Raw genomic sequence first — 25,609 nt, 5'->3', positions numbered from 1 at the left:
CCGGTTCGTCGGTCGGTGATCGTGCACGGTTGGCTCGCCCATGACGTCGGTCCTCCTCAGTTCCCTGCGAAAGGGGCACTCCCGGGTGGGCCCGGGGGAGTATGCGGCTCTGCTTCGTACGCTGGTGTTCCGCTGAGCTTGTCGAAACGTCGCCGTAACAACGTCCGGAAAGCACAAAAGGATCCGGGGGCTGCTTTGCCCGGATCCTCTTCACAGGAGAATAACCCACATGAGTTCTGTGTCCGAGGGGAGAATTCCGGATTCCTCTGTTCGCTCGATCACGCGCGGCCCGCTGCGGACCACGTTGCGGGCGGACGACGGGGTCGGGATCGAGGCGGTGTACGACCTGTGCACGGCGGATGACGCCGCGGACGGGAGGGCCGGGGACCCGGGCACGGTGATCGTCGTCGCGCACGGGTTCACCGGTTCGGCCGACCGCCCCGCGGTACGGCGGGCCGTACGGACGTTCTCCCGGTACGCGGCCGTGGTCAGCTTCTCCTTCCGGGGCCACGGCAGGTCCGGCGGTCTTTCCACGGTCGGCGACCGAGAGGTGCTGGACCTCGCGGCGGCGGTCGCCTGGGCGCGCTCGCTCGGGCACCGGCGGGTGGTGACGGTCGGCTTCTCGATGGGCGGCTCGGTGGTGCTCCGGCACGGCGCGCTGTACGCGGACCCGGCGGCGGACGGCGAGGGCGCCGGGCCCGTTGCGGAGCGCGGGGGGCGCACAGGGGCGCGTACGGGAACACACGCCGACGCGGTGGTGTCCGTGAGCGCTCCGGCGCGTTGGTACTACCGGGGGACGGCCCCGATGCGCCGCCTGCACTGGATGGTCACCCGCCCCACCGGCCGGCTGGTCGGGCGCTACGGCTTCCGTACGCGCATCCACCACGACGAGTGGAACCCGGTCCCGCTCTCCCCGGTCGCGGCGGCGGCCCTGATCCCCCCGGCGCCCCTGCTGATCGTGCACGGCGACCGGGACCCGTACTTCCCGCTCGACCACCCGCGCATGCTGGCCGCCGCCGCGGGCGAGGCGGCGGACCTGTGGCTGGAGCGCGGGATGGGGCACGCGGAGAACGCGGCGGGCGAGACCTTGCTCACCCGCATCGCCGACTGGGCGGTGCGGCGGTGAACCATGATGGGCAGCCGATGCCCCGACCGGCACGGAACGAACGGAACGAAAGGAGCGCCGCCATGCCTGCGGGAACCATCCGCTACTGGGCAGCCGCCAAGGCCGCGGCCGGCACCGCGGAGGAGCCGTACGCCGCCGCGACCCTCAAGGAGGCGCTCGACGCGGTGCGCGCACAGCACCCCGGCGAGCTGAGCCGCGTACTGCGCAGGTGCTCGTTCCTCATCGACGGCGACCCCGTCGGTACCCGGAGCCATGAGACCGTACGCCTTGCCGAGGGCGGCACGGTCGAGGTGCTCCCGCCGTTCGCAGGAGGGTGAACCCCAGAACATGAGCAACAGCGATCAGCAGCACCCGTACTACCCGGGCCCGGGTCCGGAACAGCAGCCGCAGCCGCAGCCGCAGTACCCGGACCCGCAGCAGTACGCCTACGGGCAGGACCCGCAGCAGCACCCGTACCCGCAGGAGGCGTACGGGCAGCAGACGTACGGTCAGCAGCCCCACGGCCAGCAGCCGTACGGCGATCCGTCGCAGGGCGGACAGGGGTACGCCGGTCAGGGGTACGCCGGTCAGGGGTACGCCGGTCAGGGGTACGCGGACACCTCGGCCGGGCAGGCGGACCAGGGCATGACCCAGACCTGGCAGGGCCAGACCTGGGACACCCAGTACCAGCCGGCCATCCAGCCCGAGCCCCGGCCCGCCCCGCCGGCGGTCCCGGCGGACCCCGCCGGCCCCGCGCCCGTGCACCCGCAGCACACCGCCGCCCCCGGGACCGGCTCGTACCCGCTGCCCCCGGAGGTCCGGGCCACGCCCGCCCCCGCGCCCGCCGGGGCTCCCGGCGACGACGGCTACAGCGCGCCCACCACACTGGGCAACGCCCGGATCACCGACGCCCAGCGCGCCCGCGCCGAGGGGCGTTCCCCGATCATCGCGCCGGGAATCCAGCCGGCCGCGATCACCGCGGTGCTCGGGCTGCTGCTGGCGCTCGGCGCGGCCATCGGCTCGTACGCCCTGGCCGTACCGCTGGTGCTGCTCCAGGCGGTGACGGCGGCGGGCTGGTTCCGGCTCAATGGGATGTGGCCGGCCCGGCAGGGCATCGCGCTCGCGTTCGCCGGCGGGCTGGTCGCCGATGTGGCGCTGCTCGCGGCGGGCCGGGAGAACGGCCCGGCCGCCATCATCGGCACGCTCGGCGTCTGGGTGCTGCTCACCGTCGTCCTCCAGCTGCGCAGCCGGGCCGGTGCCGACGAGCGGATGCAGGGGCTGATGGCCACCGTCGCGTCCGCCGCGCTCGCGGTGCTCGCGGCCGGGCACCTCGCGGCCGTCCCGGACGCCGTGACGGTCGGCGCGGTCGCCGTGGCCGCCGCCGTGCTCGTACGGGCGCTGCCGTTGCCGGGGCCGGTCTCGGTCGTGGCGGCGCTGGTCGTCGCGGCGGGGGCGGGCGCCGCGGCGGGTGCCGTCACCGACCTGGGCGCGAAGGGCGCGCTGCTCGGCCTCGTCGCCGGGGTCTGCGCGCTGATCGGGCTGCGGGTGGCGAGCTATGACTACCCGTCACGCTTCGTGCACATGACGGCGGGTGTGGCCCTGCCGCTCACCGCGGCCGCCCCGGCCGTCTACCTGCTCGGCCGTGTGCTGACGTAGGCCCGTACGGCGGGAATCGGTACCGCGCCGGCTGCATGGCGAAGCCCTCCACGGGGAACCGTTGGAGGGCTTTCGCACGTCGATCACGCGGGGACGTGCCGTGCGGTCGCAGGTGGCTCACGGGCGCCAAGGGGTCCGTACGGACGGGCAGGCGGGGAAGGACAGGCATGCGCGCACTGCGAACGACACTCGTCGTCCTGGTGATTCTGGCGGGGGTGTTCGTCGCCGTGGACCGGGTGGCGGTGTACGTCGCCGAGTCGCAGGCCGAGGACCGGGTGAAGGTGGACGGGGCGCGGATCGGTTCCACCGACGTCTCCATCAAGGGCTTCCCGTTCCTGACCCAGCTCGCCGGATCGGAGCTCGACGAGGTCGACGTGGAGATCACCGGGATCGAGACGACCGCGGCCGGCCGCACCCTGCGGATCTCCACCATGAACGCCGAACTGCACCGGGTGCGGCTGACCGACGGCTTCTCGGGCGCCACCGCCGCCCACGCCACCGGGACCGCCGTCATCTCCTACGAGGACCTGACGAAGGCGGCCAGCGACGGCGTCGCCGTCGAGTACGGCGGCAAGGGCAAGGTGAAGGTGACCGGGACGGTCGACATCCTGGGGCGCACGCTCTCGCGCAGCGTCCTGTCCTCCGTCACCCTGGTCGGCGGCCACACCGTCCGCGTCCACGCGGACAAGGTGCCGGGCGAGGGCATCCCGGGCCTGGAGGGGCTGATCCGCGAGAAGACCGACTTCGAGCGCGAGGTCGGCGGGCTGCCGAACGGCCTGAAGCTGGAGAAGATCCAGCCGACCGCCGACGGCCTGGAGATATCGGTGACCGGCACCGACGTACGCCTGGCGGGATGATCCGGCCCGCGGCCGGGTAGACCTCAGGCGCACCGGCTCCGCCTGCCACATAGTGAGACGGCCGAGTCCGGTCCGCAGATGACCGGTCGGCCCCGCAGCCCGGGAAGCGGTGCGGGAGCTGCGTGCACCCGCACCTCATCCCGTATGGCGGACGATCGCGTCTCGCCATGCGACACAACGGTGACATGTCCGCCCGTACCTCCCTACGATCGGACCCATGCAGTGCTCTATTGGCGGTCTCCCGCAGCGGGGACAGGCGGATCTCACGAAGCGGCGGGCAGTGGACCTGTGCCGCGTCGCCGCCATGCTCTGTCGCACTGTCTGAGCGGGACGTCCTGTTTCCCGCGTTCCCGGGCCCTTCGACCGCAGGTCGGGGCCATCCCGCATGTTGCCTGTGCTCGCGGGGCCGGCCCGCGCCCCGTACATCCGCATCACGCACGATTACGCACCATCTCGCCGCAGACTGCCCCGGAGGAGAACACAATGAGCCGCAGTGACGTCCTGGTAGACGCCGACTGGGTCGAGGCCCACATCGAGGACCCGCAGGTCGCCATCGTCGAGGTCGACGAGGACACCTCCGCGTACGAGAAGAACCACATCAAGAACGCGATCCGGATCGACTGGACCAAGGACCTCCAGGACCCGGTCCGCCGCGACTTCATCGACCAGGCCGGCTTCGAGGAGCTGCTGTCGAAGAAGGGCATCGCCAACGACACCACGGTCGTGCTCTACGGCGGCAACAACAACTGGTTCGCGTCCTACGCGTTCTGGTACTTCAAGCTCTACGGCCACCAGGACGTGCGTCTGCTCGACGGCGGCCGCAAGAAGTGGGAGCTCGACTCCCGCGACCTCGTCGACGGCGACCAGGTCCCGTCCCGCCCGGCCACCCAGTACAAGGCCAAGCCGCAGGACGAGTCGATCCGCGCCTACCGCGACGACGTCGTGAAGGCCATCGGCAACCAGAACCTGGTCGACGTGCGGTCGCCCGACGAGTTCAGCGGCAAGCTGCTCGCCCCGGCCCACCTCCCGCAGGAGCAGTCGCAGCGCCCCGGCCACGTGCCGAGCGCCCGCAACATCCCGTGGTCGAAGAACGCCAACGACGACGGCACCTTCAAGTCGGACGACGAGCTGCGCGCCCTCTACGAGGCCGAGCAGGTCGACCTGTCGAAGGACACCATCGCCTACTGCCGCATCGGCGAGCGCTCCGCGCTCACCTGGTTCGTGCTGCACCAGCTCCTCGGCCAGGAGAACGTCAAGAACTACGACGGTTCGTGGACCGAGTACGGCTCCCTCGTCGGCGTGCCGATCGAGCTCGGCGCCAACAAGTAAGGCCCGGCGCCACGCCGCCCGCGCGAGCGGGCGGACTCCCGACCAGCACGACCGAGACCCGAAGGACAGAAGACCATGTGTGGAGCAAAGGCCGGCGGCCCCGACGCTTCGACCATCAAGCCCGGTGAGACCACCATCCAGGGCAGCGTGACCCGCGACGGCGAGCCCGTCACCGGCTACGTCCGCCTGCTGGACTCGACCGGCGAGTTCACCGCCGAGGTCCCGACCTCGGCCACCGGACAGTTCCGCTTCTACGCGGCCGAGGGCACCTGGACGGTGCGCGCCCTCGTCCCCGGCGGCAGCGCGGACCGCACGGTCGTGGCGCAGACGGGTGGCCTCGCCGAGGTGGCCATCGCCGTCTAGCAAGTGGCGCCGGCGCGGCCGGCGACCGGCCGAAGGGCCGTACCCCAGGGGGTTGGACGCTTCCTTGGCGCGGGTACGGCCCTTCGGGCTGCCCGGAGGGGGATTCCGCTTCCGCTGGACCGGCCGCGCGAGCGAATCCGGCCTACGCTGGAGTCATGTATCGCCGACGCCGGCGCGCCTACTTCGTGCTGATGGGCGTGTGCCTCGTCCTCTTCGTCTCGGCCTGGGCCTTCGTGAGGCTCTGGTCGATGCCGGCCGCCATCGCGATGTGCGTGGTCGCGATGGTGATCCCGCCCGTCGCGGCGATGGTGGGCAACCGCAAGGGGCCGGAGGACCGCTGGTGGGACGAGCCCGCCGCCCGTCCGCCCCCACCCGGCGACACCCGGCCCGGCAAGGACGGACCCACCGGTCCCGCCGGTCCCCACGGTGCCACCCGGCCCGGCAAGGACGGACCCACCGGTCCCGCCGGCCCCAACGGTGCCACCGGCGATCCGGAGTCCGACGCCTGGTGGGACGAGCTGGACGGCAGGAAACGACGCGGCTGACGGCCGCCGCGCCGGAGGACCCTCGGAGCTGACGCCCGCCGCGCCCAAAGGACTCCACAAGCTGTCGCCCGCCGTGCCCAAAGGACTCCACAGAGCTGTCGGCCGCCGCCGCGCCCGGAGGACCCCTCAGTAGACGAGCGCCTGCACGCCGTCGGCCATGATCTCGCTGACGAAGACCTGCGCACCGGCGATCCGCACGCCCTCCAGGACGTCCTCCTCGGTGATGTCGCGCCGGGCCGCGCACTGCGTGCACAGCGTGATCCGGCCGCCCGCCTGAATCGACTCGATCAGGTCCGGCAGCGGCGCGGAGTGCGGCAGCTCGAACTCGGCGGCGCGCCCCGGCAGGGCGAACCACGCGGATTCCCCGGTCAGCCAGAGCGAGACCTCCACCCCGCTGGCGACGGCGACGGCCGCCACGGTGAACGCCTGCGAGCAGCGCTCGGCGGAGTCGGCACCTGCGGTCACCTTGATCACGAGCTTCTTCGGCATGTACGGAACTGTAACCGTCGGCCTTACAACCCCGTTGGCAACCTGTGGGTCAGTTGTGTGCGCGGATAACGGAATCCGTGCCTCAAGGTCTCGTGGGGGGACCCATTTTGCATATGGACGACAGCATTTCCGACGGGCAGCCCGAGCCGCCCGCGGACACACCGGAGCCCGGCGCCGCCGGTGAACGGCGCCCGCGCGGACGTACGACGCTGATCATCGCCGCCGCGGCCCTGCTCGGCATCGCGGGCGGCGTCGCGGTCGGTTACGGCGTCCAGGCCGGACGCGCGCCGACACCGCTCACCGCGCTCTCGCAGCCGGATCTCGCGTACCCGGCGAAGGCGCTGCCCGCCGGGAAGGCGCCGGACCCGCTGCCCGCCTCGCAGGACCGCAGGGTCCGCGCGGACGGCGATCTGCGCAAGCTCGTCGCGCCCCGGCCGAAGGGCTGGGAGGAGGACAAGCTGCTGACCACGCTCGGGTGGGACGGGTGGCTGGGGCTCGAGGGCTACGCACTCGAATTCGAGGACGAGGACTACATGTACGGCGACCTCCTCGACCAGGGCATCCGCCGGGTCGCGGGCGCGGCCTGGAAGAAGGGCGAGCACCGCACGGCCACCGTCCGGCTGGTGCAGTTCCGCTCGGGTGCCGCGGCGGCAGACCACGCGGAGGACCAGCGCTCGTACATGCCCCAGACCGACCACGGCGCGGGCAACGGCGGCACCGCGCTCAAGGGCAGCGCGAACGGCCGGTACTACGTCTACCCGGCCGACCGGAAGCCCGGATACATGCCCGTCCACCGGGCCAGGGCGATCTTCCAGCGGGGCGACGTCATGGTCGACATCCACGTCTACGACACCGCGCCGATCAGCAAGAAGGACATCCGGACGCTGGCCGAGCGACAGCTGGAGCGCCTGTGAACGACGACCACACGACCGTGCCCGCACCGCCGGCGGACAGCGAGCCCGCGCCGGCCGCCGCCCTCGCTGCCGCACCTGAGCCGGCCGCAGCCCCCGCGCGGAAGGGCCGGGCGCGGCGGGTGGTGCTCACGGCCGTCCCCGTCGTGCTGGTGCTCGCCGCCGTCGCGGGCGCCGCCGCGTACACGAAGGCCACCGTCGACGACGCGGACCGGACCGTGCCGACCCGGCTGTGGGAGAAGCCCGCGCACGAGCCGGGCAAGGACCCGGCCGGTGACGTCGCCCGGGGCCGGGCCTCCACCGAGCTGAGCAAGCTGCTGCTGCCCGTCCCGGCCGGCTACCGGCTCGGCCCGGACTCCGGGACTTACGGCAACGACGCGGAGGTCAGCGGACCCGCGGCCGCCGCCGAGATGAAGGAGGGCGGCCGCGGACTGTCCGGCCGGCCCCGGCGCGACTTCGAGAAGCGGGTCGACAAGCTGCGCATCCAGGGCCTGGCCGTCCGCACGTACGCCTCGAACGGCAACGACCTGGTCATCACCACCCAGCTGGTGCGGATGAAGGACAGGAAGGCCCTGAAGGACCTCTACTCCTTCCGGGCCGGACTCTTCGACAGCGTCGGCGTCCTGCGTGACGGGCCGGCCATCGACGGCCACAAGAAGAACGCCAGGTGCTTCCGCGACCCCGAGAACACCAAGCAGCGGATCGAGGGGATGTTCTGCACGGCGTACGAGGGCGAGGTGATGGTCACGTTCTCGGCGTCCGGGACCAAGCCGTTCGACAAGGCGGCCGTCGCCGAGCTGGTGAAGGACCAGCTCAACCACATCACGTCCCCGGGGGAGTACATATGACCGAGCAGACGGCCGCACCGGAGCCCGAGGCGGCGGCAGCGGCCCACCCCGCCCCCGTGCCACCGCCGGCCTCCGTCGCCCCGCCCATGCCCTCGATCCCACCGGCCCCGGTCCAGGCCCCCGCCACGGCGGAGCCCCGGCCGCCGCGCCGCACGCTGCGGGCCGTGGCGCGGTGGACCGTCGCCGTGCTGGTGTTCGGGGCGGTCGGGGCGGGTACGGCGTACGGGATCACCTCGATGGAACGTACGGACGTGCCCGGACTGGCCACCGAGGCCGACGGGCGCTGGGAGTACCCCCGGCTCACCCTGCCCGCGCTCCCGGCCGGCAAGCCGCGCCCCTTCAACGCCGGCAACCTCTCCGAGGTCCACCACGCCGACCTGCGCGAGCTGCTGCTCCCCGCACCGGCCGGGGCCACGGTGGACAAGAAGCTCAAGGGCGGCTGGGTCGGCACGGAGCAGTTCGCGTCCGAGTACGTGAAGGACCGGCGCGCGGGCCTCGGCGACACCCTGCGCGAGGGGGCCCTGCGGCACATCGCGGCGCGCGGCTGGACCATGCCGGACGGCACGTCGAGCCGGGTCTACCTGCTCCAGTTCAACTCTGCGGAGGACGCCGACGCCTTCCGCGACGAGCGCTACAGCGGGGCGTCATCCGCCGGTGACCTGCTGCTCGGCGCGCGGGACCTGGAGTTCGACGAGAGCTGGACGGGCGGCGGCAAGGTGGAGGACACCGCGTCGTACGTCTTCAGCGAGCCGAAGCCGTTCGGTGCCGCGCAGGTGCGGGCGGGTTACGTGATCGCGGGCGACACGGTCGCGCTGGTCGTCCAGTCCCGCAAGGGCGACGGCGGCACGCCCCGTGTCCCGTTCCACCAGACGGTCATCCTGCAGAACCAGCTGCTGGGCTGAGCCGCCCCGCAGAACGCCCGTCAGGACGCCCCGGACCGGCAGGGCCGGGCCCCACCCATTAGGCTGGGGCCCGGCCCTGTACTGCCGCCATACCGCTCGTTCGAGGAGCCCCCGTGCTTGAGGCATTCTTCTCCGCCCTGCTGGTCCTGGTCTGCGTCGGCGTTCTCGCCTTCGCCGGCGTGACCGTGAAGAAGCTGTACCAGGGTCAGCGCTGACCACCTTCCCGTTCCCGGCGTTCCCGCCTCCCGCCTCACAGATCGACTGAGCCGCTCATGATCGAGATCCCGTCCGACCTCCACCCGGACCTCGTCCCGCTGGCCTTCCTCCTGGGCAACTGGGTGGGCGCGGGTGTCTCCGACTTCCCCGGCGCCGAGAAGTGCAACTTCGGCCAGGAGGTCACCTTCAGCCACGACGGCCGGGACTTCCTGGAGTACACCTCGCACTCCTGGGCGCTCGACGCCGAGGGCAACAAGGTCAGCCCGCTGGAGACCGAGACCGGCTACTGGCGCGTCGACAAGGAGCGCAAGGTCGAGGTCGTCATGGCCCGCGACCAGGGCGTCATCGAGATCTGGTACGGCGAGCTGGCCGACAAGAAGCCGCAGATCGACCTGGTCACCGACGCGGTGGCCCGGACCGCGGCCTCCGGCCCGTACAGCGGTGGCAAGCGGCTCTACGGCTATGTCAACAGCGACCTCATGTGGGTCGGCGAGAAGGCGACGCCCGAGGTCGAGCTGCGCCCGTACATGTCGGCGCACCTGAAGAAGACCGTCACGCCCCAGGAGGTCGAGGCGATGGCCAAGAGCCTCGGCGACCTGCCGGACGACGGCATCGCCTTCTTCAAGTAGGCACCGCTCACGCGGTGGTCCTCGCTTTCCCGGGGCAGTCGTTCCGCCCGGATCTACACTGGGGGCTGTGGTGAGCACCGACTGGAAGACCGATCTCCGTCAGCGTGGCTACCGGCTGACGCCGCAGCGCCAGCTCGTCCTGGAAGCCGTCGACACGCTGGAACACGCGACGCCCGACGACATCCTCTCCGAGGTGCGCCGGACCGCGTCCGGCGTGAACATCTCCACCGTCTACCGGACCCTGGAGCTCCTGGAGGAGCTGCAACTGGTCAGCCACGCCCATCTGGGCCACGGCGCCCCGACGTACCACCTGGCCGACCGCCACCACCACATCCACCTGGTCTGCCGGGACTGCACCGGCGTGATCGAGGCCGACGTCGGCGTGGTCGAGGAGTTCACGGAGAAGCTGCGCGGTGCGTTCGGCTTCGAGACCGACATGAAGCACTTCGCGATCTTCGGCCGCTGCGCCGACTGCACGGCGAAGACGGCGGACGGGCCCGGCATCGACGGGCCGTCCGGCGACCCCGCACCGGCTGCCGGGGCCTGAACCAGTCGTACGCTGGTCGCATGAAGAGCCCCCTGCTGTCCCAGCCCGGCGCCGTCCCCGCCGAGGGCCGCGACGAAGGCGTCGCCGCGCACTACGGCGACCTGTTCCGCGAGCAGCGCGCCCTCGCCGACGGTTCGGGCCTGGTCGACCTGTCGCACCGCGGCGTCGTCACCGTCACCGGGAGCGACCGGCTGGCCTGGCTGCACCTCCTGATCACCCAGCACGTGACCGAACTCGCCCCCGGGCAGGCCACCGAGGCCCTGATCCTGAGCGCGAACGGCCACATCGAGCACGCCCTGTACCTCGTGGACGACGGCGAGACGGTGTGGATGCACGTCGAGCCGGGTACGCAGGGCGAACTGATCGCCTACCTGGAGTCGATGAAGTTCTTCTACCGGGTGGAGGTCGCCGACCGCACCGAGGACTACGCCCTGGTGTTCCTGCCGGCCGGTTCCATCGCCGAGGTGCCCGAGGGGGCCGTCGTACGCGAGACGCCGTACGGCCGCGACCTGCTCCTCCCGCGCGCCGGCCTGGAGGCGTACGCGGCCGGGCACGGCCCGCTCGCCGGGGTGCTGGCCCACGAGGCGCTGCGCGTGGAGGGCCACCGGCCGAGGCTCGGCTTCGAGACCGACCACCGCACCATCCCGCACGAGCTGGGCTGGATCGGCACCGCAGTCCACCTCCAGAAGGGCTGCTACCGGGGCCAGGAGACCGTCGCCCGGGTGCACAACCTGGGCAAGCCTCCCCGCCGCCTCGTCTTCCTGCACCTGGACGGCAGCGAGGTCCATCTGCCCGGCCACGGCACCCCGATCCGGCTCGCCGCCGACGGCGCCGAGGGCCGCCGGCTGGGCTTCGTCACCACCTCCGCCCGCCACCACGAACTGGGCCCGATCGCCCTGGCCCTGGTGAAGCGGAACGTGCCGGTCGACGCGGAGCTGCTGGCCGGGGACACGGCGGCGGCCCAGGAGACGGTGGTCGAGCCGTAACACCCGCCGAGGACCGGGGACCGGCCGCCGGGCCGGAGTTCAGACCTCGACGATGACGGTGAACGGGCCGTGATTCGTGAGCGAGACGCGCATGTCCGCCCCGAACCGGCCCGTCTCCACCGTCGCCCCGAGCGCCCGCAGCTGCGCCACCACCTCGTCCACCAGCGGCTCGGCGACCTCGCCGGGCGCGGCGGCGTTCCAGGTGGGCCGGCGGCCCTTCCGGGCGTCCCCGTAGAGAGTGAACTGCGAAATCACCAGAAGCGGCGCATTCACGTCGGAGCAGGACTTCTCGCCCTCCAGAATGCGGACCGCCCAGAGCTTGCGGGCGAGCTGCGCCGCCTTCTCGGCGGTGTCCCCGTGGGTCACTCCCACCAGCACACACAGGCCCTCGCCGACTATTTCACCGACGACCGAGGAGCCCCCGCCGTCGCCCGCGGCGTCCGCCACCGAGACGCTCGCGCCATCCACCCTCTGTACCACTGCACGCATACAGACCAACCTATCTTGGGCTGAACGGGTACAGAGCACCTCCACAAGGACCCTCGGGGTGGCACCATGCTCGGGAGGCGGTGCGCCGACGCACCGGTCGAGGGGATGGACACAAGCATGAGCACCCATGGAACCGGGCAGTCCCCGGGCGCAGTGCCGGTCGCGCGCCCCGGCGTCAGCAGCAACACGAGTACGGGCATCGGCAGCGGTACGAGTAGCAGCACCATGCGCCCGCCCGTGCAGCGGACCGGCCAGGGCGGTGACGACGGCGACGGCGGCGGGTCCCGGGCCGAGCTGGGCGCCCTGAGACTGCCGGAGCTGCGGGCGCTGCGCCGCGACGCCCAGCGCGACGAGGCCGACCTCAGCTATGTGCGGCGGCTCGTCCAGGGACGGATCGACATCCTGCGGGCCGAGCTGGCCCGGCGCCGGGGCCCGGAGTCGCCGGTGGTGGACCGGCTGTCGGAGATCCTCGCCGACGCCCCGTCGCCGCAGCGCTCCTCCGCCCGGCACGTCACGCTGTCCGTGCCGCGCAGCGACGAGTACCGCAAGCTGGCGGCCGAGACGCTCGCCGAGGTCGAGCTGTCCGACCTCGACGCCCGGACGGACGAGGAGCTGCACACCGCGATGGGGCGCCTGGTCCGCTACGAACAGCAGGTCTCCCGCCGCCGGCACCGGCTCCAGCGCACGGCGGACGGTTGCGGCGCGGAGATCGCCCGCAGGTACCGTGACGGGGAAGCACAAGTAGACGACCTGCTCGCCTGAGGCGACCCTTCCGGGGGCGGGTCCCGTCCGTCCCCGGAAGGCCACCATGACCTCCAGCGCAGCCCGCACCCCCGCCGTATCCGCCGGCCCGGCCCCCGGCCTGCCCGTGCTGGCCGAGGTCGTACGGTCCGGCTTCGTGGAGGGCCACCACCGGGGCTCGCTCGTCGTGCTCGCCGCAGACGGCAGCGTGGAGCTGGCCCTGGGCGACCCGGCGGCGCCGGTCTTCCCGCGCTCCTCCAACAAGCCGATGCAGGCCGCGGCCGTGCTGCGGGCCGGGCTCGACCTGTCCGGCGAGCGGCTGGCGCTCGCCGCCGCGAGCCACTCCGGCGAGGGCTTCCACCTCGATCTCGTACGCAAGGTGCTCGCCGAGCACGGACTGTCGCCCGAGGACCTCCAGACCCCGCCGGACCTGCCGCTGGACCCGGCGGAGGCCGAGACGTACCTCGCCGCAGGCCGTGTCCGCGAGCGCCTGACGATGAACTGCTCCGGCAAGCACGCGGCGATGCTCGCGGCCTGCGCCCGCAACGGCTGGGACCTGGTCGGCTACCTCGACCCCGCCCACCCCCTCCAGCAGCTGGTCCACCAGGTCGTCGAGGAGGCCGCGGGCGAACCGGTCGCCGCGGTCGGCACGGACGGCTGCGGGGCGCCCCTGATGGCGATCTCGCTGGTGGGGCTCGCGCGGGCGTTCCGCAGCTTCGTCACGGCCGGGGAGGGCACGGCCGAGCGCCGGGTGGCGGACGCGATGCGCGCGCACCCGGAGTACGTGGCGGGCACGCGGCGCCCCGACACCTGGCTGATGCGGGAGGTGCCCGGCACGCTCTCGAAGATGGGCGCGGAGGCCGTGCAGGCGGTGGCCCTGGCGGACGGCAGGGCCCTGGCCTTCAAGATCGACGACGGCTCGACCCGGGCGCTGGGCCCGGTCCTGGGCCGCGCGCTGGGGCTGCTGGGGGTCGACGCGCCGGTGGTCTCGCGGATCGGCCGGGCACCGCTGCTGGGCGGCGCGGCGGAGGTGGGGGAGATCCGCGCGGTGTTCTGAGGCCCCGGGCTCCGCGGTCCCGGCCGTCAAAACCATGCGACATCGCGCACCGCGCTCTCTAGCGTGGGGCGCATGACCGCCCCGGATGTCCGTACCGTCACACTGTCCGACTTCCCCGACTGGCTGCGCGCCCTGAACACCGGCTTCCTGAGGCCGCCCACCCCGTCCGACGAGGAGGTGGCCGGACGCCTGGGGTACATGGACCTGTCCCGCGCGCAGGGGGCCTTCGACGCGGGGCGGTGCGTCGCGACGTTCCGCTCGTTCGCGCAGGAACTGACGGTCGTCGGCGGTGCGACGGTGCCCACGGACGCGGTCACCAACGTCGCGGTCTCGCCCACCCACCGCCGGCGCGGGCTGCTCTCGCGGATGATGGCCGCCGACCTGGCGGCGGCGAAGGAGCGCGGTGACGTGGCGGCGACGCTGATCGCCGCCGAGTACCCGATCTACGGGCGGTACGGATTCGGCCCGGCGGCCGGGGCCACCGAGTGGGAGATCGACGTCCACCGCACCGGCCTAAACCCGCACCGCCCGGTCCCGGCGCCCGGGGACGGCGGCCGGATCGACCTGGTGGACGGCGCGGAGATACGCAAGCTGGGCCCCGCCCTGCACGACCGGCTGCGGGCCCGGCAGCACGGCGTGGTGAGCCGCGGCGCCCACTGGTGGAACCGGCTCACGGGCCAGACGCTCTTCCCCAAAGAACCCTGGACCGAACCCTTCTACGCCGTCCACCGGGGCCCGGACGGCACGGTCGACGGGATGCTCGTCTACCGCGCCGACGAGAACTGGAGCGACGCCAAGCAGCCGCTGAACCGTGCGACGGTGCGCAGCATGATCGCGGTGACCCCGGCGGCGGAGCGGGCGCTGTGGCACTTCCTGTGCTCGGTGGACTGGATCTCCACGATCCGCACCGGGTACCGCCCCGCCGACGACCTGCTCCCGCTGCTGCTCCCGGACCCGCGAGCGGCGCGCGTCGTGACGCAGGCGGACTTCCTGTGGGTGCGCGTCCTGGACGTCGTACGCGCCCTGGAGGCCCGCACCTACGCGGTGCCCGGCTCCCTGGTCCTGGAGATCCACGACGCGTCCGGCCCGGCCGCCGGCCGCTTCCACCTGGACGCCTCGCCGGACGGCACCACCTGCACCCCGACGACGCGCTCGGCCGACCTGGCGATGGGCGTGGGGGAGCTGGGCACGCTCTGCCTCGGCGACGAGTCGGTCTCACGGCTGGCGGCGCTGGACCGGGTGGCGGAACTGGCCCCGGGCGCGGCGGCGTCGGCGGACGCGGTGTTCCGGACGGCGCGGCGGCCCTGGTGCCCGGACGCCTTCTGAGCCGGCAGGGGAGGGGGTGCGGCGGCAGGGGGAGCGGGCCGGGCGGAGGGCTCAAGTCCGCTTGAGGCCAAGGGCGTACGCTTCAGGGTCATGAGCGCAGAGAAGGCCAGGTCGGGCGGGTCGGCGGACGGGTCGGCGGACGGGGACGCGGCCGGCGGACCGCCCGCGCCGATGAGCCTGCGGGAGCGGAAGAAGCAGCTGACGTACCAGGCGGTCTCCGACGCCGCGATCACCCTGTTCCTGGAGCGCGGCTTCGACAAGGTGTCGGTGGCGGAGGTCGCGGCGGCCGCGGACATCTCCAAGCCGACGCTCTTCCGGTACTTCCCGGCCAAGGAGGACCTGGCCCTGCACCGGTTCGCCGACCACGAGGACGAGGCCGCGCGCGTGGTCGCCGCCCGCGCGGACGGCGAATCGCCCCTGGACGCGCTGCGGCGCCACTTCCTGGACGGCCTGGGGCGCCGCGACCCGGTCACCGGCCTGTGCGACGCGCCGGAGGTGCTGGCGTACCACGCGCTGCTGTACGGCACCCCCGCCCTGGTGGCCCGCCTCCACGGCTACCTGAGCCGCTCGGAGGACGCGCTCGCCCACGCCCTGGGCGGCCGCACCCCGGACCGGCTGGCCGCGGGCCAGATCATCGCGGTCCAGCGCATCCTGGCCTCGGAGAACTGGCGGCGCATCAGCGAGGGCGCCGGGGCGGGGGAGTTGTACGCCGAGGCGGTCGAGGCGGCGGAGCGGGGGTTCGCGCAGCTGCGGGCGGGGCTGGAGGGGCCGGAAGCGGCGGGCGTGGTGCACGTGGCGGGCGTTGCGGGTGCGGCAGACGTGTCGGGCGTTGCAGGTGCGGCGGGTTCGACGGGTGCGGGGGCGGCAGACGCGGCCGGCGTTGTGCGTGTGGCGGGCTCGACGGTTTCGGCGGATTCCACTGACGCGGGGCGAGGGGCCCCCGGGAAGGGCTGAGTGTCACGCCGGCGGTGGGGTGAGCTTGGCGGCCACGGCGTCGAGGACCCAGTCCAGGCCGGTCGCGAAGGATGCCTCGGCGTCCACGTCGGTGCCGTCGTACACGACCTTGGCCACCGCCGGGAAGCGGCCGGTGGCCAGCATTTCCGTCAGGTGCGGGCCGGAGGCGCGCTGCCAGTCGTGCTTGGACAGGCCGGAGGCGCGCTCGGCCCGCACGTGAGCGGTCTCGCGCCTGATCGCGCCGATGAAGTAGGCGCTGACCGTCTCCACGGCGCGCATGGCGGTGTCGACATCGGCGACGTCGTCGAAGGCGGACAGGGTGGCCTCGGCCACGGCGAGGCCGTTCGGGCCCATGGCGGGGCGGCCGCCTAGCAGGTCGGCCAGCCACTCGTGGCGCAGGGCGGCCTGCCTGGTGCGCTGGGCGAGGCCGCGCAATGCCTCCCGCCAGTCACCGGGCCGCTCCTCGGGGCGGATCTCGGTCTGGACCTCGTCCACCATGAGGTCGAACAGCTCCTCCTTGGTGGCGATGTACCGGTACAGCCGCATCGGGCCGGCGTCCAGCCGGGCGGCGACCTTGCGCAGGGACACGGCCGCCAGCCCGCCCTCGTCGGCCAGCGCGATGGCGGCGGCGACGATCCGCTCCCGGTCGAGCGGCGCGGGTTGAGTCGGCGGCTCGGGCCGGTCCCACACAGTCATGCTCACACCGTACGTTGCGATACGTCGGCCTATTTCAATACAGTGTATCGATATGAGACAACGTATCGCTGTGGTCGGCGGCGGTCCCGCCGGCCTCACCTTCGCCCGGGTCCTGCACCGCCACGGCCACCCCGTCACCGTCCTCGAACGCGATCCCGGCCCCGAGGCCCGCCCCCCGGGCGGCACGCTGGACCTGCAAGAAGGGCTGGGCCAGCGCGCACTGGACAAGGCGGGGCTGCTGCCCGAGTTCCGGGCGCTGTCCCGTCCCGAGGGGCAGGCCATGCGCATCCTGGACCCGGACGGGACCGTCCTGCGTGACTGGCGACCCCGCCCGGACGACCGGGCCAATCCCGAGATCGACCGCGGCCAACTCCGTGACCTGCTGCTCGACACCCTCGACGTCCAGTGGGGGCGGGGCGTGACGCACGTGGTGCCGGGGGCCAGGGATGGCGTACTGGTCCACTTCGCGGACGGGCGGCAGGAGGCGCTCGACCTCGTGATCGGCGCGGACGGTGCCTGGTCCCGGGTCCGCCCGGCGGTCTCGTCGGTGGCGCCGCACTACACCGGCGTCACCTATGTCGAGACCTCCCTCGACGACGTCGACACCCGCCATCCCGACCTCGCCCGGCTGGTCGGCGACGGTTCCATGGCGGTGTACGGCGTGAACCGGGCCCTCGTCGCCCAGCGCAACAGCGGCGGCCACGTCAAGGTGTACGCGCAGTTCCGCGCGCCGCTGGACTGGCACGCGGACCTGGACCTGACCGACGCCGAGGCCGTGCGATCGAGCCTGCTGGCCCTGTTCGACGGCTGGGCCGCTCCCGTCCTCGACCTCCTCCGCCACGGCAGCGCTTTCGTCCACCGCCCCCTTTACGTCCTGCCCGTGTCCCACACCTGGACCCACGTCTCCGGGGTGACGCTCCTGGGCGACGCGGCCCACCTGATGCCCCCGTTGGGGGCGGGCGCGAACCTCGCGATGCTGGAAGGCGCCGAACTCGCCGAGTCCCTCGCCACCGGCCCCGGAGATCCGGACGAAACCGTCCGCGCCTTCGAGGGGCAGATGTGGGCACGGGCCGGCAGGTGGGCGAAGATGACGACGGCCGGCCTGGAACGCCTCGTCAGCCCGGACCCCACCGCAGCCCTCGCCCTCTTCGACCAGGTCCAGCCGTCCTGACCGCCTTCGACCCGGCCCAGCCGCCCTGACCGCCGAGCCCGAAAGCACCGGCTCATCCGCCCATGCGAGTGCCCCGCCAACACTTTTGCAAGCAGTCGCTTGCAAAAGTTAGCAAGGTGGGTGCACCATCGACGCATGGCTTCACTCAACGTCGGCAACCTCGGCGACTATCTGCGCGAGCAGCGCCGCAGCGCTCAGCTTTCGCTGCGGCAGCTCGCCGACGCCGCCGGGGTGTCGAACCCCTACCTCAGCCAGATCGAGCGCGGGCTGCGCAAGCCCAGCGCCGAGGTGCTGCAACAGGTCGCCAAGGCGCTGCGGATCTCCGCCGAGACCCTGTACGTGCGCGCCGGGATTCTGGACGAGCGGGAGCGGGAGGAGCTGGAGACGCGGGCGGTGATCCTCGCCGATCCGTCGATCAACGAGCGGCAGAAGAGCGTGCTGCTCCAGATCTACGCCTCCTTCCGCAAGGAGAACGGCTTGGACGACGAGCCCGGGGCCCAGGAGGAGGACGCGTCCGCACCGGACGGTCCCTTCAGCCCCGGTGGCAGTGCTGCCGATACAGCTTGAGAGCTTCCACCACCCTCACACCCAGTCTGATGATCCGGGAGGACCACAGTCATGGCCATCACCGATGACCTGCGCAAGACCCTCACCGACCCGACCCCCCTCTACTTCGCCGCCGGCACCGCCGACCTCGCCGTGCGCCAGGCCCGCAAGGTCCCCGCGCTGCTCGAACAGCTCCGGGCCGAGGCGCCCGAGCGCATCGAGGCCGTGCGCAACACCGACCCCAGGGCCGTGCAGGTGAAGGTCGCCGGGCAGGCCAAGGAGGCGCAGGCCACGCTGCAGGCCAAGGTCGCCGAGGTGATCGGCGCGTTCGACACCGACCTGAAGAAGCTCGGCGAGAACGCCCAGGACCTGGCGCTGCGCGGTGTGGGCGTGGCCGCCGAGTACGCGGTCCGGGCCCGGGAGACGTACGAGAAGGTCGCCGAGCGCGGCGAGCAGACCGTGCGCACGTGGCGGGGCGAGACCGCCGATGAGATCGTCGAGATCGCCGTCGTGGTCGAGCCGCGCAAGGAGTCCCAGCCGGCCGCCGCCAAGCCGGCCACCGCCGCCAAGCCGGCATCCGCCACGAAGCCGGCCCCGGCCGCCAAGCCGGCCACCGCGGCGAAGCCGGCGGACGCGAAGCCGGCCGCAACCGCGAAGCCCGCCACGGCCGCCAAGCCCGCCGCCACCGTGAAGCCGGCTGCCGTCAAGCCCGCCGCCTCCGCCAAGAAGGCGCCCGCGCGCAAGCCCGCCGCGAAGAAGGCCACGCCGCCCTCCGCCAAGTAGCACCGCGTGCCCGGCAGGTGTGCCGGGAGGGCGGGCGGGCACCTTTCGTTCGGGGTCCGGCCCGCCCTCCCGGTACCTTGGCCGGGAGGCGCTCACCCACTCACTAGGCGGTGCACATCATGTTGCTCGAAGGCTTCCAGACGTTCCTCGGGCTCATCTTCATGGTCATGACCCTTCTCGCCGTCGTGGCGCTGGTCATGGCCGCGATCGCCCGCGAGGACGCGTACCGCGCAGCGAACAAGCAGACGAAGGTCTTCTGGCTGATCATCCTCGGGATCGCGGTCGTCGTGAACCTCTGGGTTCCCATGGTCTTCCTCCAGATCGCCGGGCTCATCGCGTCCATCGTCTTCTTCGTGGACGTACGGCCCGCCCTCAAGGCCGTCTCCGGCGGTGGCCGCCGGCGCGGCGGCTCCAGCAGCGACGGCCCGTACGGCCCCTACAACGGCGGGCGCTGAACCCCGGCGGGTGAGTCCCGGCCGGGGCGGGGGCGCGGAATGTTCACGCTCCGGCCGCCGCCCGGGAGCCGCAGACGCGCGGTGTCCTGATCGCGGTCGAGCAGCAGGACCGCCACGTCGTCGGTCAGCTCCCCGCCGTTCAGCTCCCGTGCGTGGGTGACCGCCGCCTCCAGCAGGTCCTCGCCGGCCAGGCCCTCGGCCAGCTGCCGGTTGACCATCGCGACCATGCCGTCCTGGCCCAGCCGCCGCGTGCCTTCGCCGACGCGGCCCTCGATCAGCCCGTCCGTGTACATCATGAGGCTCCAGGAGCCGCCCAGCTCCACCTGCCGGCGCGGCCACCGCGCACGTGGCAGCAGGCCCAGGGCCGGCCCGCCGTCCTCGTACGGCAGCAGCTGCGCCGCCCGGCCGCGGCGGGCGATCAGCGGTGCGGGATGGCCCGCCAGGCACAGGCCCGCCCGGCGGCCGTCCGGGGCGATGTCGACCGTGCAGAGCGTCGCGAAGATCTCCTCGCTCTCCCGCTCGTGCTCCAGGACCTGCTGGAGGGTGGACAGCAGCTCGTCGCCGCAGAGCCCCGCCAGCGTCAAGGCCCGCCACGCTATGCGCAGTTCCACCCCGAGCGCCGCCTCGTCCGGGCCGTGGCCGCAGACGTCGCCGATCATCGCGTGGACCGTGCCGTCCGGGGTGCGGACCGTGTCGTAGAAGTCCCCGCCGAGCAGCGCCCGGCTGCGACCCGGCCGGTAGCGGGCGGCGAAGCGCAGGTCGGAGCCTTCGAGCAGCGGGGTGGGGAGCAGACCGCGTTCCAGCCGGGCGTTCTCCTGGGCGCGCAGCCGGGACTCGGTGAGCTGGTGCTGCGCCACGTCGGCGCGCTTGCGTTCGACGGCGTAGCGGATGGCCCGGCTCAGCAGCCTGCTGTCCAGCTCGCCGCGGAAGAGGTAGTCCTGCGCGCCCACCCGGACCGCCTCGGCGGCCAGCTCGGCGTCGTCCTCCGCCGTGAGGGCGAGCACCGCGTGGCGGGGCGCGATCCGCAGCACGTGCTTGAGCGTGGCGAGCCCGTCCTCCTCGCCCTCCGGGCCGCCGCGCGTCTCGGCGCCGGCCGGCAGCGCCAGGTCCAGCAGGATGCAGTCCACGTCGTCGGTGAGGAGCCGGCCCGCCTCGGTGAGGTTGCGGGCGGCACGGATACGGACCCGGGCACCGGCCGCGGCGGAGAGCTCCGGTGCGGTGAAGGTGCCCGCGGGGTCGTCCTCGATCACCAGGAGGGTGAGGCCGGCGCCGGAGCTGGTCTCCGCAGCGGGCGCGGAACACGGCTGCGGTACGGGTACGGGCATCGGTTCGGGTTTCCTTCCCTCCCCCCGAGGGCGCGGCGGAGCGACGATCGACGATCCGCCAGACGGGGACCATAGCGGTCCGGACCGCGCGAACGGAATGGCGACTCGCGCGCGGCCCCCGGCATATGCACCGCCATAAGCCGCTTCAGGTCACGGATCAGGCACGACCGACCGCCCCGGGCCCGCTCATGACGGCATGACAAAGGTCACGCCGAGCGGTGAGAGCGGAGTGGCCCGGCTCACGCCGGAGGCCAGGTCCCAGGGCGCCCGGGGTGCCCGTACGCCCGGGGTGCCCGTACGCCCGGGGGCCGGGAGCGCCTGCCCCGCCCCGCCGTCCGCCCAAGGACTACGCGTCCGGACGGACCACGCCGAGTATCTGCATCGAGCCCGCTCCGGCCAGTGTGACGTTGCGGCCGGGGCGCGGTGCGTGCACGATCGCGCCGTCGCCGACGTACATGCCGACGTGGGTGGCGTCACCGTGGTAGATGACCAGGTCGCCGGGGCGCATGTCCTTGATCGCGATGTGCGGCAGCAGCCGCCACTGCTCCTGCGAGGTGCGCGGGATCGGCCGGCCGGCCGCCGCCCACGCCTGGGACGTCAGCCCGGAGCAGTCGTACGACTTCGGGCCCTCCGCACCCCACTTGTACGGCTTGCCGATCTGGGCGGTCGCGAAGGCCACCGCCTTCTTGCCGTTCGGGCTGGCCTCGCGGTTGATCTCCTTCAGCGCGCCGGAGCTCAACCAGGCGTTCTGCGCCTGGTACGCCGCCTCCTGCTCCATCTTCAGGAGCCGGGCGCGCTCCTCCTTCTCCAGCTGGGACTCCAGCTTCTCCGCCGCCGCGATCTGCGCGTTGATCTTCTTCTTGGCCTTGGCCTGCTTGACGCGATTGGCTTCGAGCTTCGTCCAGTTGGTGCTGGCGTCCTTGGTGTACGTCTCCAAGTCGTTCTGCGTGCGCGTCAGTGCGCCCAGGAGCCCCTTGGTGGCCTGCTGGCCCTGGCGGGCGCGGCTCACCCCGTCCAGGAAGAGCTGCGGGTCGCCGCTGAGCATGAGCCGCGCGCCGGGCGGCAGTCCGGCGTTGCGGTACTGCTCGCGGGCCTGGGCGCCGGCCCGGCTCTTGAGGTCGGCGATCTTCGCCTGGCCCTCGACTATCGCCTGCGCCAGCTCGACCAGCTCGCCCGACTGCTTCTTGGCCTTCTCCTCGGCGAGGTTGTACGCGTCCGTGGCGGCACCGGCCTTGAGGTACAGCGCGTCGATCTCCTCGCGCACCTCTTCGAGGCTCTTCTTGCCGGGCTCCGCGGGCGCTCCGGAAGGAACGGACGAGGTGTCCGGCCCGGGCGGTGTCGGTGCGGCGAACGCCTGGACCGGCGAGGCGAGGACCGCCAGCGCGCAGACCAGGGTGATCGCGGCGGCGGCACAGTGACGTCGGTACACGAGCTCCCCCTCCGAGCAGTTCCCAACTATCTGATTTACCGTCAGTAACATGTAGCGTCGGACGAGATCGTGTCATGCCGTGCGGAAAAGCAACAGAGGCAGACACAACCCCGCCATGGACATCGCCCCGCTACCCCGTCGCTCCCCGCCACCCCGCGCCCGCGATGTCCCCTCGCCACTCACTCCGACGAACGATGCCGGGCCGGCGTTCCCCCCGCAGGGGTGAATTCCTCAGGAGTCCTCAGGGGCGAATTCCGCAGAGGTGAATTCCGGCGCGGTCAAAGCCCCCCGGGCTCCAGTGCCGTCCACTCCACCGTCACCTCGCCCTGGCGCCACCGGCGTACCCCGTCCGTCAGCGGCCAGTCGCCCGACAGGGCCCGCACCGCCGTGATCCAGCGCTGCCGGGCCCCCAGGGACGCGTACGGCGCCGCGGCCGCCCACGCCCGGTCGAAGTCGCGCAGGAACGCGTGCACCCGCTCACCCGGCACATTGCGGTGGATCAGGGCCTTCGGCAGGCGCTCGGCGAGATCGGACGGGCGGTCGAGCGAGCCGAGGCGGGTCGCGAAGGTCACCGTGCGCGGCCCCTCGGGACCCAGCGCCACCCACACGTGCCGGCGCCCGATCTCGTCGCAGGTGCCCTCCACCAGCAGCCCGCCCGGCGCCAGCCGGTCGCACAGCCGCTGCCAGACGGCGGCCACCTCGCCCTCGTCGTACTGGCGCAGCACATTCGCCGCCCGGATCAGCACGGGCGGCTCCGGCAGCGGGATCTCGAAGCCGCCGTGCCGGAAGGCGAGGCCCTCGCGCGCGTACGGCTGCGCGGCGGCGACCCGCTCCGGGGCGATCTCGATGCCGACCACCCGGGTGCGCGGTTCGGCGGTGCGCAGGCGCTCCAGCAGCTCGACGGCGGTCCAGGGCGCGGCCCCGTAGCCGAGGTCGACCGCTACGGGGGCGTCGGCGCGGCGCAGGGCGGGGCCGTGCGTGGCGGCGATCCAGCGGTCCATGCGGCGCAGCCGGTTGGGGTTGGTGGTCCCGCGGGTCGCGGTGCCGATCGGGCGCATGACACAGAGCGTAACGATCCGGGCGGATGCGGCCGGACAGCGGGCAGGAGAACGCGGATGCGGCCGGACAGCGGGCAGGAGAACATCGTGGCGACGCGCCGCGGCGTCACCGTAATGATTTGGTAAAGCGGAAATGAAAGGAGGGATTCCGCTGTTCCCCACCTGCGAAGGGACCGCGCGCCCCTTCGGTTCCGATGCCGTGAACCGTGTCGGCACCCGGGCCCAGCGAGGAGGACGGACGACGTGAGCCAGTACGTCTCTCGGCTCGGCGGCAGCCGCGTCGCACCGCGTCGCAGGTTTCCCTCTGGCCTCACCGGCTCCTTCTCCGGCGCCCACCGCAGGCCGCGCCGCATCGCGATGCTCTCCGTGCACACCTCCCCGCTGCACCAGCCGGGGACGGGCGACGCCGGCGGCATGAACGTGTACATCGTGGAGCTGGCCAAGCGGCTGGCCGCGATCAACATCGAGGTCGAGATCTTCACCCGCTCCACCACCGGCGGGCTGCCCGAGGCCGTCGAGCTGGCGCCCGGCGTCCTGGTCCGGCACGTCGACGCGGGCCCGTACGAGGGCCTGGCCAAGGAGGAGCTGCCCGCCCAGCTCTGCGCCTTCACGCACGGCGTGATGCAGGCGTGGGCCGGCCAGCGCCCCGGCTACTACGACCTGGTGCACTCCCACTACTGGCTCTCCGGCCACGTCGGCTGGCTCGCCGCCCAGCGCTGGGGCGTCCCCCTCGTCCACGCCATGCACACCATGGCCAAGGTCAAGAACGCGGCGCTCGCCGAGGGCGACACGCCCGAACCCGCCGCCCGGGTCATCGGCGAGACCCAGATCGTCGACGCGGCCGACCGGCTGATCGCGAACACCGCCGAGGAGGCCGACGAACTCGTCCGCTTCTACGACGCCGACCCGCACGCCGTCGCCGTCGTCCACCCCGGTGTCAACCTGGACCGCTTCCGCCCAGCCGACGGCCGCGCCGCCGCCCGCGCCCGCCTGGGCCTGCCCCAGGACGCCCTGATCCCGCTCTTCGCGGGCCGCATCCAGCCGCTGAAGGCCCCCGACGTGCTGCTGCGCGCGGTCGCCGTGCTGCTGGACCGCGACCCCGCCCTGCGCTCCCGGATCGTGGTGCCCGTCGTCGGCGGCCCCAGCGGCAGCGGGCTCGCCAAGCCGGAGGGGTTGCAGAAGCTCGCGGCCCGGCTCGGCATCGCGGACGTCGTACGGTTCCACCCGCCGGTCGGGCAGGACCAGCTGGCCGACTGGTTCCGGGCCGCGTCCGTGCTGGTCATGCCCTCGCACAGCGAGTCCTTCGGCCTGGTCGCCATCGAGGCCCAGGCGGCCGGCACCCCGGTCGTCGCTGCGGCCGTGGGCGGCCTCCCGGTGGCCGTGCGCGACGGGGTCAGCGGCTTCCTGATACCCGGGCACGAGCCGGAGGCGTACGCGCGGGCGCTGGAACGATTCGCCGAGGCGCCGCAGCTGGTCGCCCGGATGGGCGGCGCGGCGGCGGAGCACGCGCAGCGGTTCGGCTGGGACACGGCCGCGGCGGCCACGGCCGAGGTCTACACGGCGGCCGTGCAGGAACACCGCAGGCGGGCCCGGACCCGCCAGGCGTGAGGCCCCGCCCCGCCCGCACGCCTTCGCCACCTGACGTACGCTCGGAACATGGCTGACGCACCTGAGGAACCGGCGAAGAACGAGGTCACCCGTGCCGCCCAGGTCCTCGAAGCGGCCTTCGCGGACGCCGGGCTCGACTGGGAGAGCCCCGCATCCGGCAACTACGTCGTCCAACTCCCCGGCACCCGCAAGCTCGCCACCACCTGCTCACTCATCGTCGGCGCCCACAGCCTCTCCCTCAACGCGTTCGTCATCCGGCACCCCGACGAGAACCACGCGGCGGTGCACCGCTGGCTGCTGGAGCACAACCTGCGCCTGTTCGGCGTGGGTTACGCGATCGACTCGCTCGGGGACATCTACCTCGCCGGCAAGCTGCCGCTCTCCGTGGTGACGCCCGATGAGCTGGACCGGCTCCTCGGCTCCGTCCTCGAAGCGGCCGACGGCGCCTTCAACTCCCTGCTGGAGATCGGTTTCGCGACCGCGATCCGCAAGGAGTACGCCTGGCGGGTGTCGCGCGGCGAGTCCACGCGCAACCTCGACGCCTTCGCCCACCTCACCCAGCGCCCGGCCGGCTGACCGCCGTCACCG

28 protein-coding genes and 1 pseudogene are annotated in these 25,609 nt (G+C 73.0%); 23 read left to right on the top strand and 6 right to left on the bottom strand.

Features of this window, described 5'->3' with window-relative positions; all coding sequences use genetic code 11:
• Window positions 1-229 precede the first annotated feature (229 nt).
• The 7 genes from E6R18_RS22860 to E6R18_RS35285 all read left to right on the top strand — a co-directional run bounded on the left by E6R18_RS22860 (window position 230) and on the right by E6R18_RS35285 (window position 5,855).
• On the top strand, window positions 230-1,126 hold the full coding sequence (locus E6R18_RS22860; protein WP_240799825.1) for an alpha/beta fold hydrolase: 897 nt from the start codon (window positions 230-232) through the stop codon (window positions 1,124-1,126).
• A 62-nt stretch (window positions 1,127-1,188) separates the two neighbouring features.
• Window positions 1,189-1,443 carry a MoaD/ThiS family protein gene (locus tag E6R18_RS22855; RefSeq protein WP_136318771.1) on the top strand — a complete coding sequence of 85 codons (255 nt, stop codon included), beginning with the start codon at window positions 1,189-1,191 and terminating at the stop codon, window positions 1,441-1,443.
• Between the two features lie 10 nt (window positions 1,444-1,453).
• Window positions 1,454-2,761 (top strand): hypothetical protein, encoded by a 1,308-nt coding sequence (locus E6R18_RS22850; RefSeq protein WP_136318770.1) that lies wholly within the window; start codon window positions 1,454-1,456, stop codon window positions 2,759-2,761.
• 167 nt (window positions 2,762-2,928) lie between these two features.
• Window positions 2,929-3,618 carry a DUF2993 domain-containing protein gene (locus E6R18_RS22845; protein ID WP_136318769.1) on the top strand — a complete coding sequence of 230 codons (690 nt, stop codon included), beginning with the start codon at window positions 2,929-2,931 and terminating at the stop codon, window positions 3,616-3,618.
• Window positions 3,619-4,101: 483 nt separating this feature from the next.
• Window positions 4,102-4,947: a sulfurtransferase gene (locus E6R18_RS22835; RefSeq protein ID WP_136318768.1), complete on the top strand. Its 846-nt coding sequence runs from the start codon at window positions 4,102-4,104 to the stop codon at window positions 4,945-4,947.
• 75 nt (window positions 4,948-5,022) lie between these two features.
• Entirely contained in the window at window positions 5,023-5,310 is a 288-nt protein-coding gene (locus E6R18_RS22830) for a DUF1416 domain-containing protein (RefSeq protein WP_018519671.1), read from the top strand.
• Between the two features lie 155 nt (window positions 5,311-5,465).
• Entirely contained in the window at window positions 5,466-5,855 is a 390-nt protein-coding gene (locus tag E6R18_RS35285; RefSeq protein ID WP_136318767.1) for a DUF3099 domain-containing protein, read from the top strand.
• 126 nt (window positions 5,856-5,981) lie between these two features.
• On the opposite strand, the gene E6R18_RS22820 is transcribed toward E6R18_RS35285, so the two are convergent.
• Entirely contained in the window at window positions 5,982-6,344 is a 363-nt protein-coding gene (locus tag E6R18_RS22820; protein ID WP_136318766.1) for a DsrE family protein, read from the bottom strand.
• A gap of 107 nt (window positions 6,345-6,451) precedes the next feature.
• Here E6R18_RS22820 and E6R18_RS22815 point away from each other — a divergent pair, with 107 nt between their 5' ends.
• The 6 genes from E6R18_RS22815 to E6R18_RS22785 all read left to right on the top strand — a co-directional run bounded on the left by E6R18_RS22815 (window position 6,452) and on the right by E6R18_RS22785 (window position 11,383).
• The gene (locus E6R18_RS22815; RefSeq protein WP_136318765.1) at window positions 6,452-7,258 is read left to right on the top strand and encodes a hypothetical protein; all 807 of its coding nucleotides are present in this window, start codon (window positions 6,452-6,454) and stop codon (window positions 7,256-7,258) included.
• On the top strand, window positions 7,255-8,103 hold the full coding sequence (locus E6R18_RS22810) for a hypothetical protein (RefSeq protein WP_136318764.1): 849 nt from the start codon (window positions 7,255-7,257) through the stop codon (window positions 8,101-8,103). Before E6R18_RS22815 ends, E6R18_RS22810 begins: the two co-directional genes overlap by 4 nt.
• Window positions 8,100-9,005 (top strand): hypothetical protein, encoded by a 906-nt coding sequence (locus tag E6R18_RS22805; RefSeq protein WP_136318763.1) that lies wholly within the window; start codon window positions 8,100-8,102, stop codon window positions 9,003-9,005. The genes E6R18_RS22810 and E6R18_RS22805 overlap by 4 nt, the downstream gene beginning before the upstream one ends.
• Before the next feature lie 272 nt (window positions 9,006-9,277).
• Complete coding sequence (locus E6R18_RS22795) at window positions 9,278-9,850, top strand: FABP family protein (RefSeq protein WP_136318762.1); 573 nt, start codon at window positions 9,278-9,280, stop codon at window positions 9,848-9,850.
• Window positions 9,851-9,917: 67 nt separating this feature from the next.
• Window positions 9,918-10,397 carry a Fur family transcriptional regulator gene (locus E6R18_RS22790; RefSeq protein WP_136318761.1) on the top strand — a complete coding sequence of 160 codons (480 nt, stop codon included), beginning with the start codon at window positions 9,918-9,920 and terminating at the stop codon, window positions 10,395-10,397.
• Window positions 10,398-10,417: 20 nt separating this feature from the next.
• The gene (locus E6R18_RS22785; RefSeq protein WP_136318760.1) at window positions 10,418-11,383 is read left to right on the top strand and encodes a folate-binding protein YgfZ; all 966 of its coding nucleotides are present in this window, start codon (window positions 10,418-10,420) and stop codon (window positions 11,381-11,383) included.
• Window positions 11,384-11,422: 39 nt separating this feature from the next.
• Here the strand turns inward: E6R18_RS22785 and dtd are convergent, their stop codons facing one another.
• Window positions 11,423-11,872: a D-aminoacyl-tRNA deacylase gene (dtd, locus tag E6R18_RS22780; protein ID WP_136318759.1), complete on the bottom strand. Its 450-nt coding sequence runs from the start codon at window positions 11,870-11,872 to the stop codon at window positions 11,423-11,425.
• 117 nt (window positions 11,873-11,989) lie between these two features.
• Between dtd and E6R18_RS22775 the strand changes: the two genes are divergently transcribed.
• The 4 genes and pseudogenes from E6R18_RS22775 to E6R18_RS22760 all read left to right on the top strand — a co-directional run.
• Complete coding sequence (locus E6R18_RS22775; RefSeq protein WP_206308359.1) at window positions 11,990-12,634, top strand: ABC transporter substrate-binding protein; 645 nt, start codon at window positions 11,990-11,992, stop codon at window positions 12,632-12,634.
• A 46-nt stretch (window positions 12,635-12,680) separates the two neighbouring features.
• Window positions 12,681-13,670 carry an asparaginase gene (locus E6R18_RS22770; RefSeq protein WP_136318758.1) on the top strand — a complete coding sequence of 330 codons (990 nt, stop codon included), beginning with the start codon at window positions 12,681-12,683 and terminating at the stop codon, window positions 13,668-13,670.
• A gap of 72 nt (window positions 13,671-13,742) precedes the next feature.
• Window positions 13,743-14,996 (top strand): GNAT family N-acetyltransferase, encoded by a 1,254-nt coding sequence (locus tag E6R18_RS22765; RefSeq protein WP_136318757.1) that lies wholly within the window; start codon window positions 13,743-13,745, stop codon window positions 14,994-14,996.
• Window positions 14,997-15,086: 90 nt separating this feature from the next.
• Window positions 15,087-15,767 (top strand): annotated as a pseudogene (locus E6R18_RS22760) (TetR family transcriptional regulator); the annotation flags it as partial.
• A 186-nt stretch (window positions 15,768-15,953) separates the two neighbouring features.
• Here E6R18_RS22760 and E6R18_RS22755 read toward each other — a convergent pair.
• The gene (locus E6R18_RS22755; protein WP_136318756.1) at window positions 15,954-16,646 is read right to left on the bottom strand and encodes a TetR/AcrR family transcriptional regulator; all 693 of its coding nucleotides are present in this window, start codon (window positions 16,644-16,646) and stop codon (window positions 15,954-15,956) included.
• A gap of 52 nt (window positions 16,647-16,698) precedes the next feature.
• Here E6R18_RS22755 and E6R18_RS22750 point away from each other — a divergent pair, with 52 nt between their 5' ends.
• The 4 genes from E6R18_RS22750 to E6R18_RS22735 all read left to right on the top strand — a co-directional run bounded on the left by E6R18_RS22750 (window position 16,699) and on the right by E6R18_RS22735 (window position 19,601).
• Window positions 16,699-17,817 carry an NAD(P)/FAD-dependent oxidoreductase gene (locus E6R18_RS22750; RefSeq protein ID WP_136318755.1) on the top strand — a complete coding sequence of 373 codons (1,119 nt, stop codon included), beginning with the start codon at window positions 16,699-16,701 and terminating at the stop codon, window positions 17,815-17,817.
• Window positions 17,818-17,952: 135 nt separating this feature from the next.
• Entirely contained in the window at window positions 17,953-18,384 is a 432-nt protein-coding gene (locus E6R18_RS22745; RefSeq protein ID WP_136318754.1) for a helix-turn-helix transcriptional regulator, read from the top strand.
• Window positions 18,385-18,435: 51 nt separating this feature from the next.
• Window positions 18,436-19,146 carry a hypothetical protein gene (locus E6R18_RS22740; protein WP_136318753.1) on the top strand — a complete coding sequence of 237 codons (711 nt, stop codon included), beginning with the start codon at window positions 18,436-18,438 and terminating at the stop codon, window positions 19,144-19,146.
• A 119-nt stretch (window positions 19,147-19,265) separates the two neighbouring features.
• Window positions 19,266-19,601, top strand: a complete 336-nt coding sequence (locus E6R18_RS22735) for a DUF2516 family protein (RefSeq protein WP_136206713.1) — start codon at window positions 19,266-19,268, stop codon at window positions 19,599-19,601.
• On the opposite strand, the gene E6R18_RS22730 is transcribed toward E6R18_RS22735, so the two are convergent.
• The 3 genes from E6R18_RS22730 to E6R18_RS22720 all read right to left on the bottom strand — a co-directional run bounded on the left by E6R18_RS22730 (window position 19,583) and on the right by E6R18_RS22720 (window position 23,413).
• Window positions 19,583-20,926, bottom strand: a complete 1,344-nt coding sequence (locus E6R18_RS22730) for a response regulator (protein ID WP_136318752.1) — start codon at window positions 20,924-20,926, stop codon at window positions 19,583-19,585. The two genes, E6R18_RS22735 and E6R18_RS22730, sit on opposite strands and share 19 nt — an antisense overlap.
• Window positions 20,927-21,272: 346 nt before the next feature.
• Window positions 21,273-22,355, bottom strand: a complete 1,083-nt coding sequence (locus E6R18_RS22725; protein ID WP_136318751.1) for a C40 family peptidase — start codon at window positions 22,353-22,355, stop codon at window positions 21,273-21,275.
• 278 nt (window positions 22,356-22,633) lie between these two features.
• On the bottom strand, window positions 22,634-23,413 hold the full coding sequence (locus E6R18_RS22720) for a class I SAM-dependent methyltransferase (RefSeq protein WP_136318750.1): 780 nt from the start codon (window positions 23,411-23,413) through the stop codon (window positions 22,634-22,636).
• A 243-nt stretch (window positions 23,414-23,656) separates the two neighbouring features.
• Between E6R18_RS22720 and mshA the strand changes: the two genes are divergently transcribed.
• Both mshA and E6R18_RS22710 read left to right on the top strand, forming a co-directional pair.
• Complete coding sequence (gene mshA, locus E6R18_RS22715) at window positions 23,657-25,021, top strand: D-inositol-3-phosphate glycosyltransferase (RefSeq protein WP_136318749.1); 1,365 nt, start codon at window positions 23,657-23,659, stop codon at window positions 25,019-25,021.
• A 48-nt stretch (window positions 25,022-25,069) separates the two neighbouring features.
• The gene (locus E6R18_RS22710; protein WP_136318748.1) at window positions 25,070-25,597 is read left to right on the top strand and encodes a YbjN domain-containing protein; all 528 of its coding nucleotides are present in this window, start codon (window positions 25,070-25,072) and stop codon (window positions 25,595-25,597) included.
• Window positions 25,598-25,609: the final 12 nt, after the last annotated feature.

This window comes from Streptomyces sp. A1277, from assembly GCF_004795015.1.
Lineage (GTDB): Bacteria > Actinomycetota > Actinomycetes > Streptomycetales > Streptomycetaceae > Streptomyces.
The sequence above is the reverse complement of the archived record's forward strand: the minus strand, read 5'-3'. Positions and strand labels throughout refer to the sequence as shown.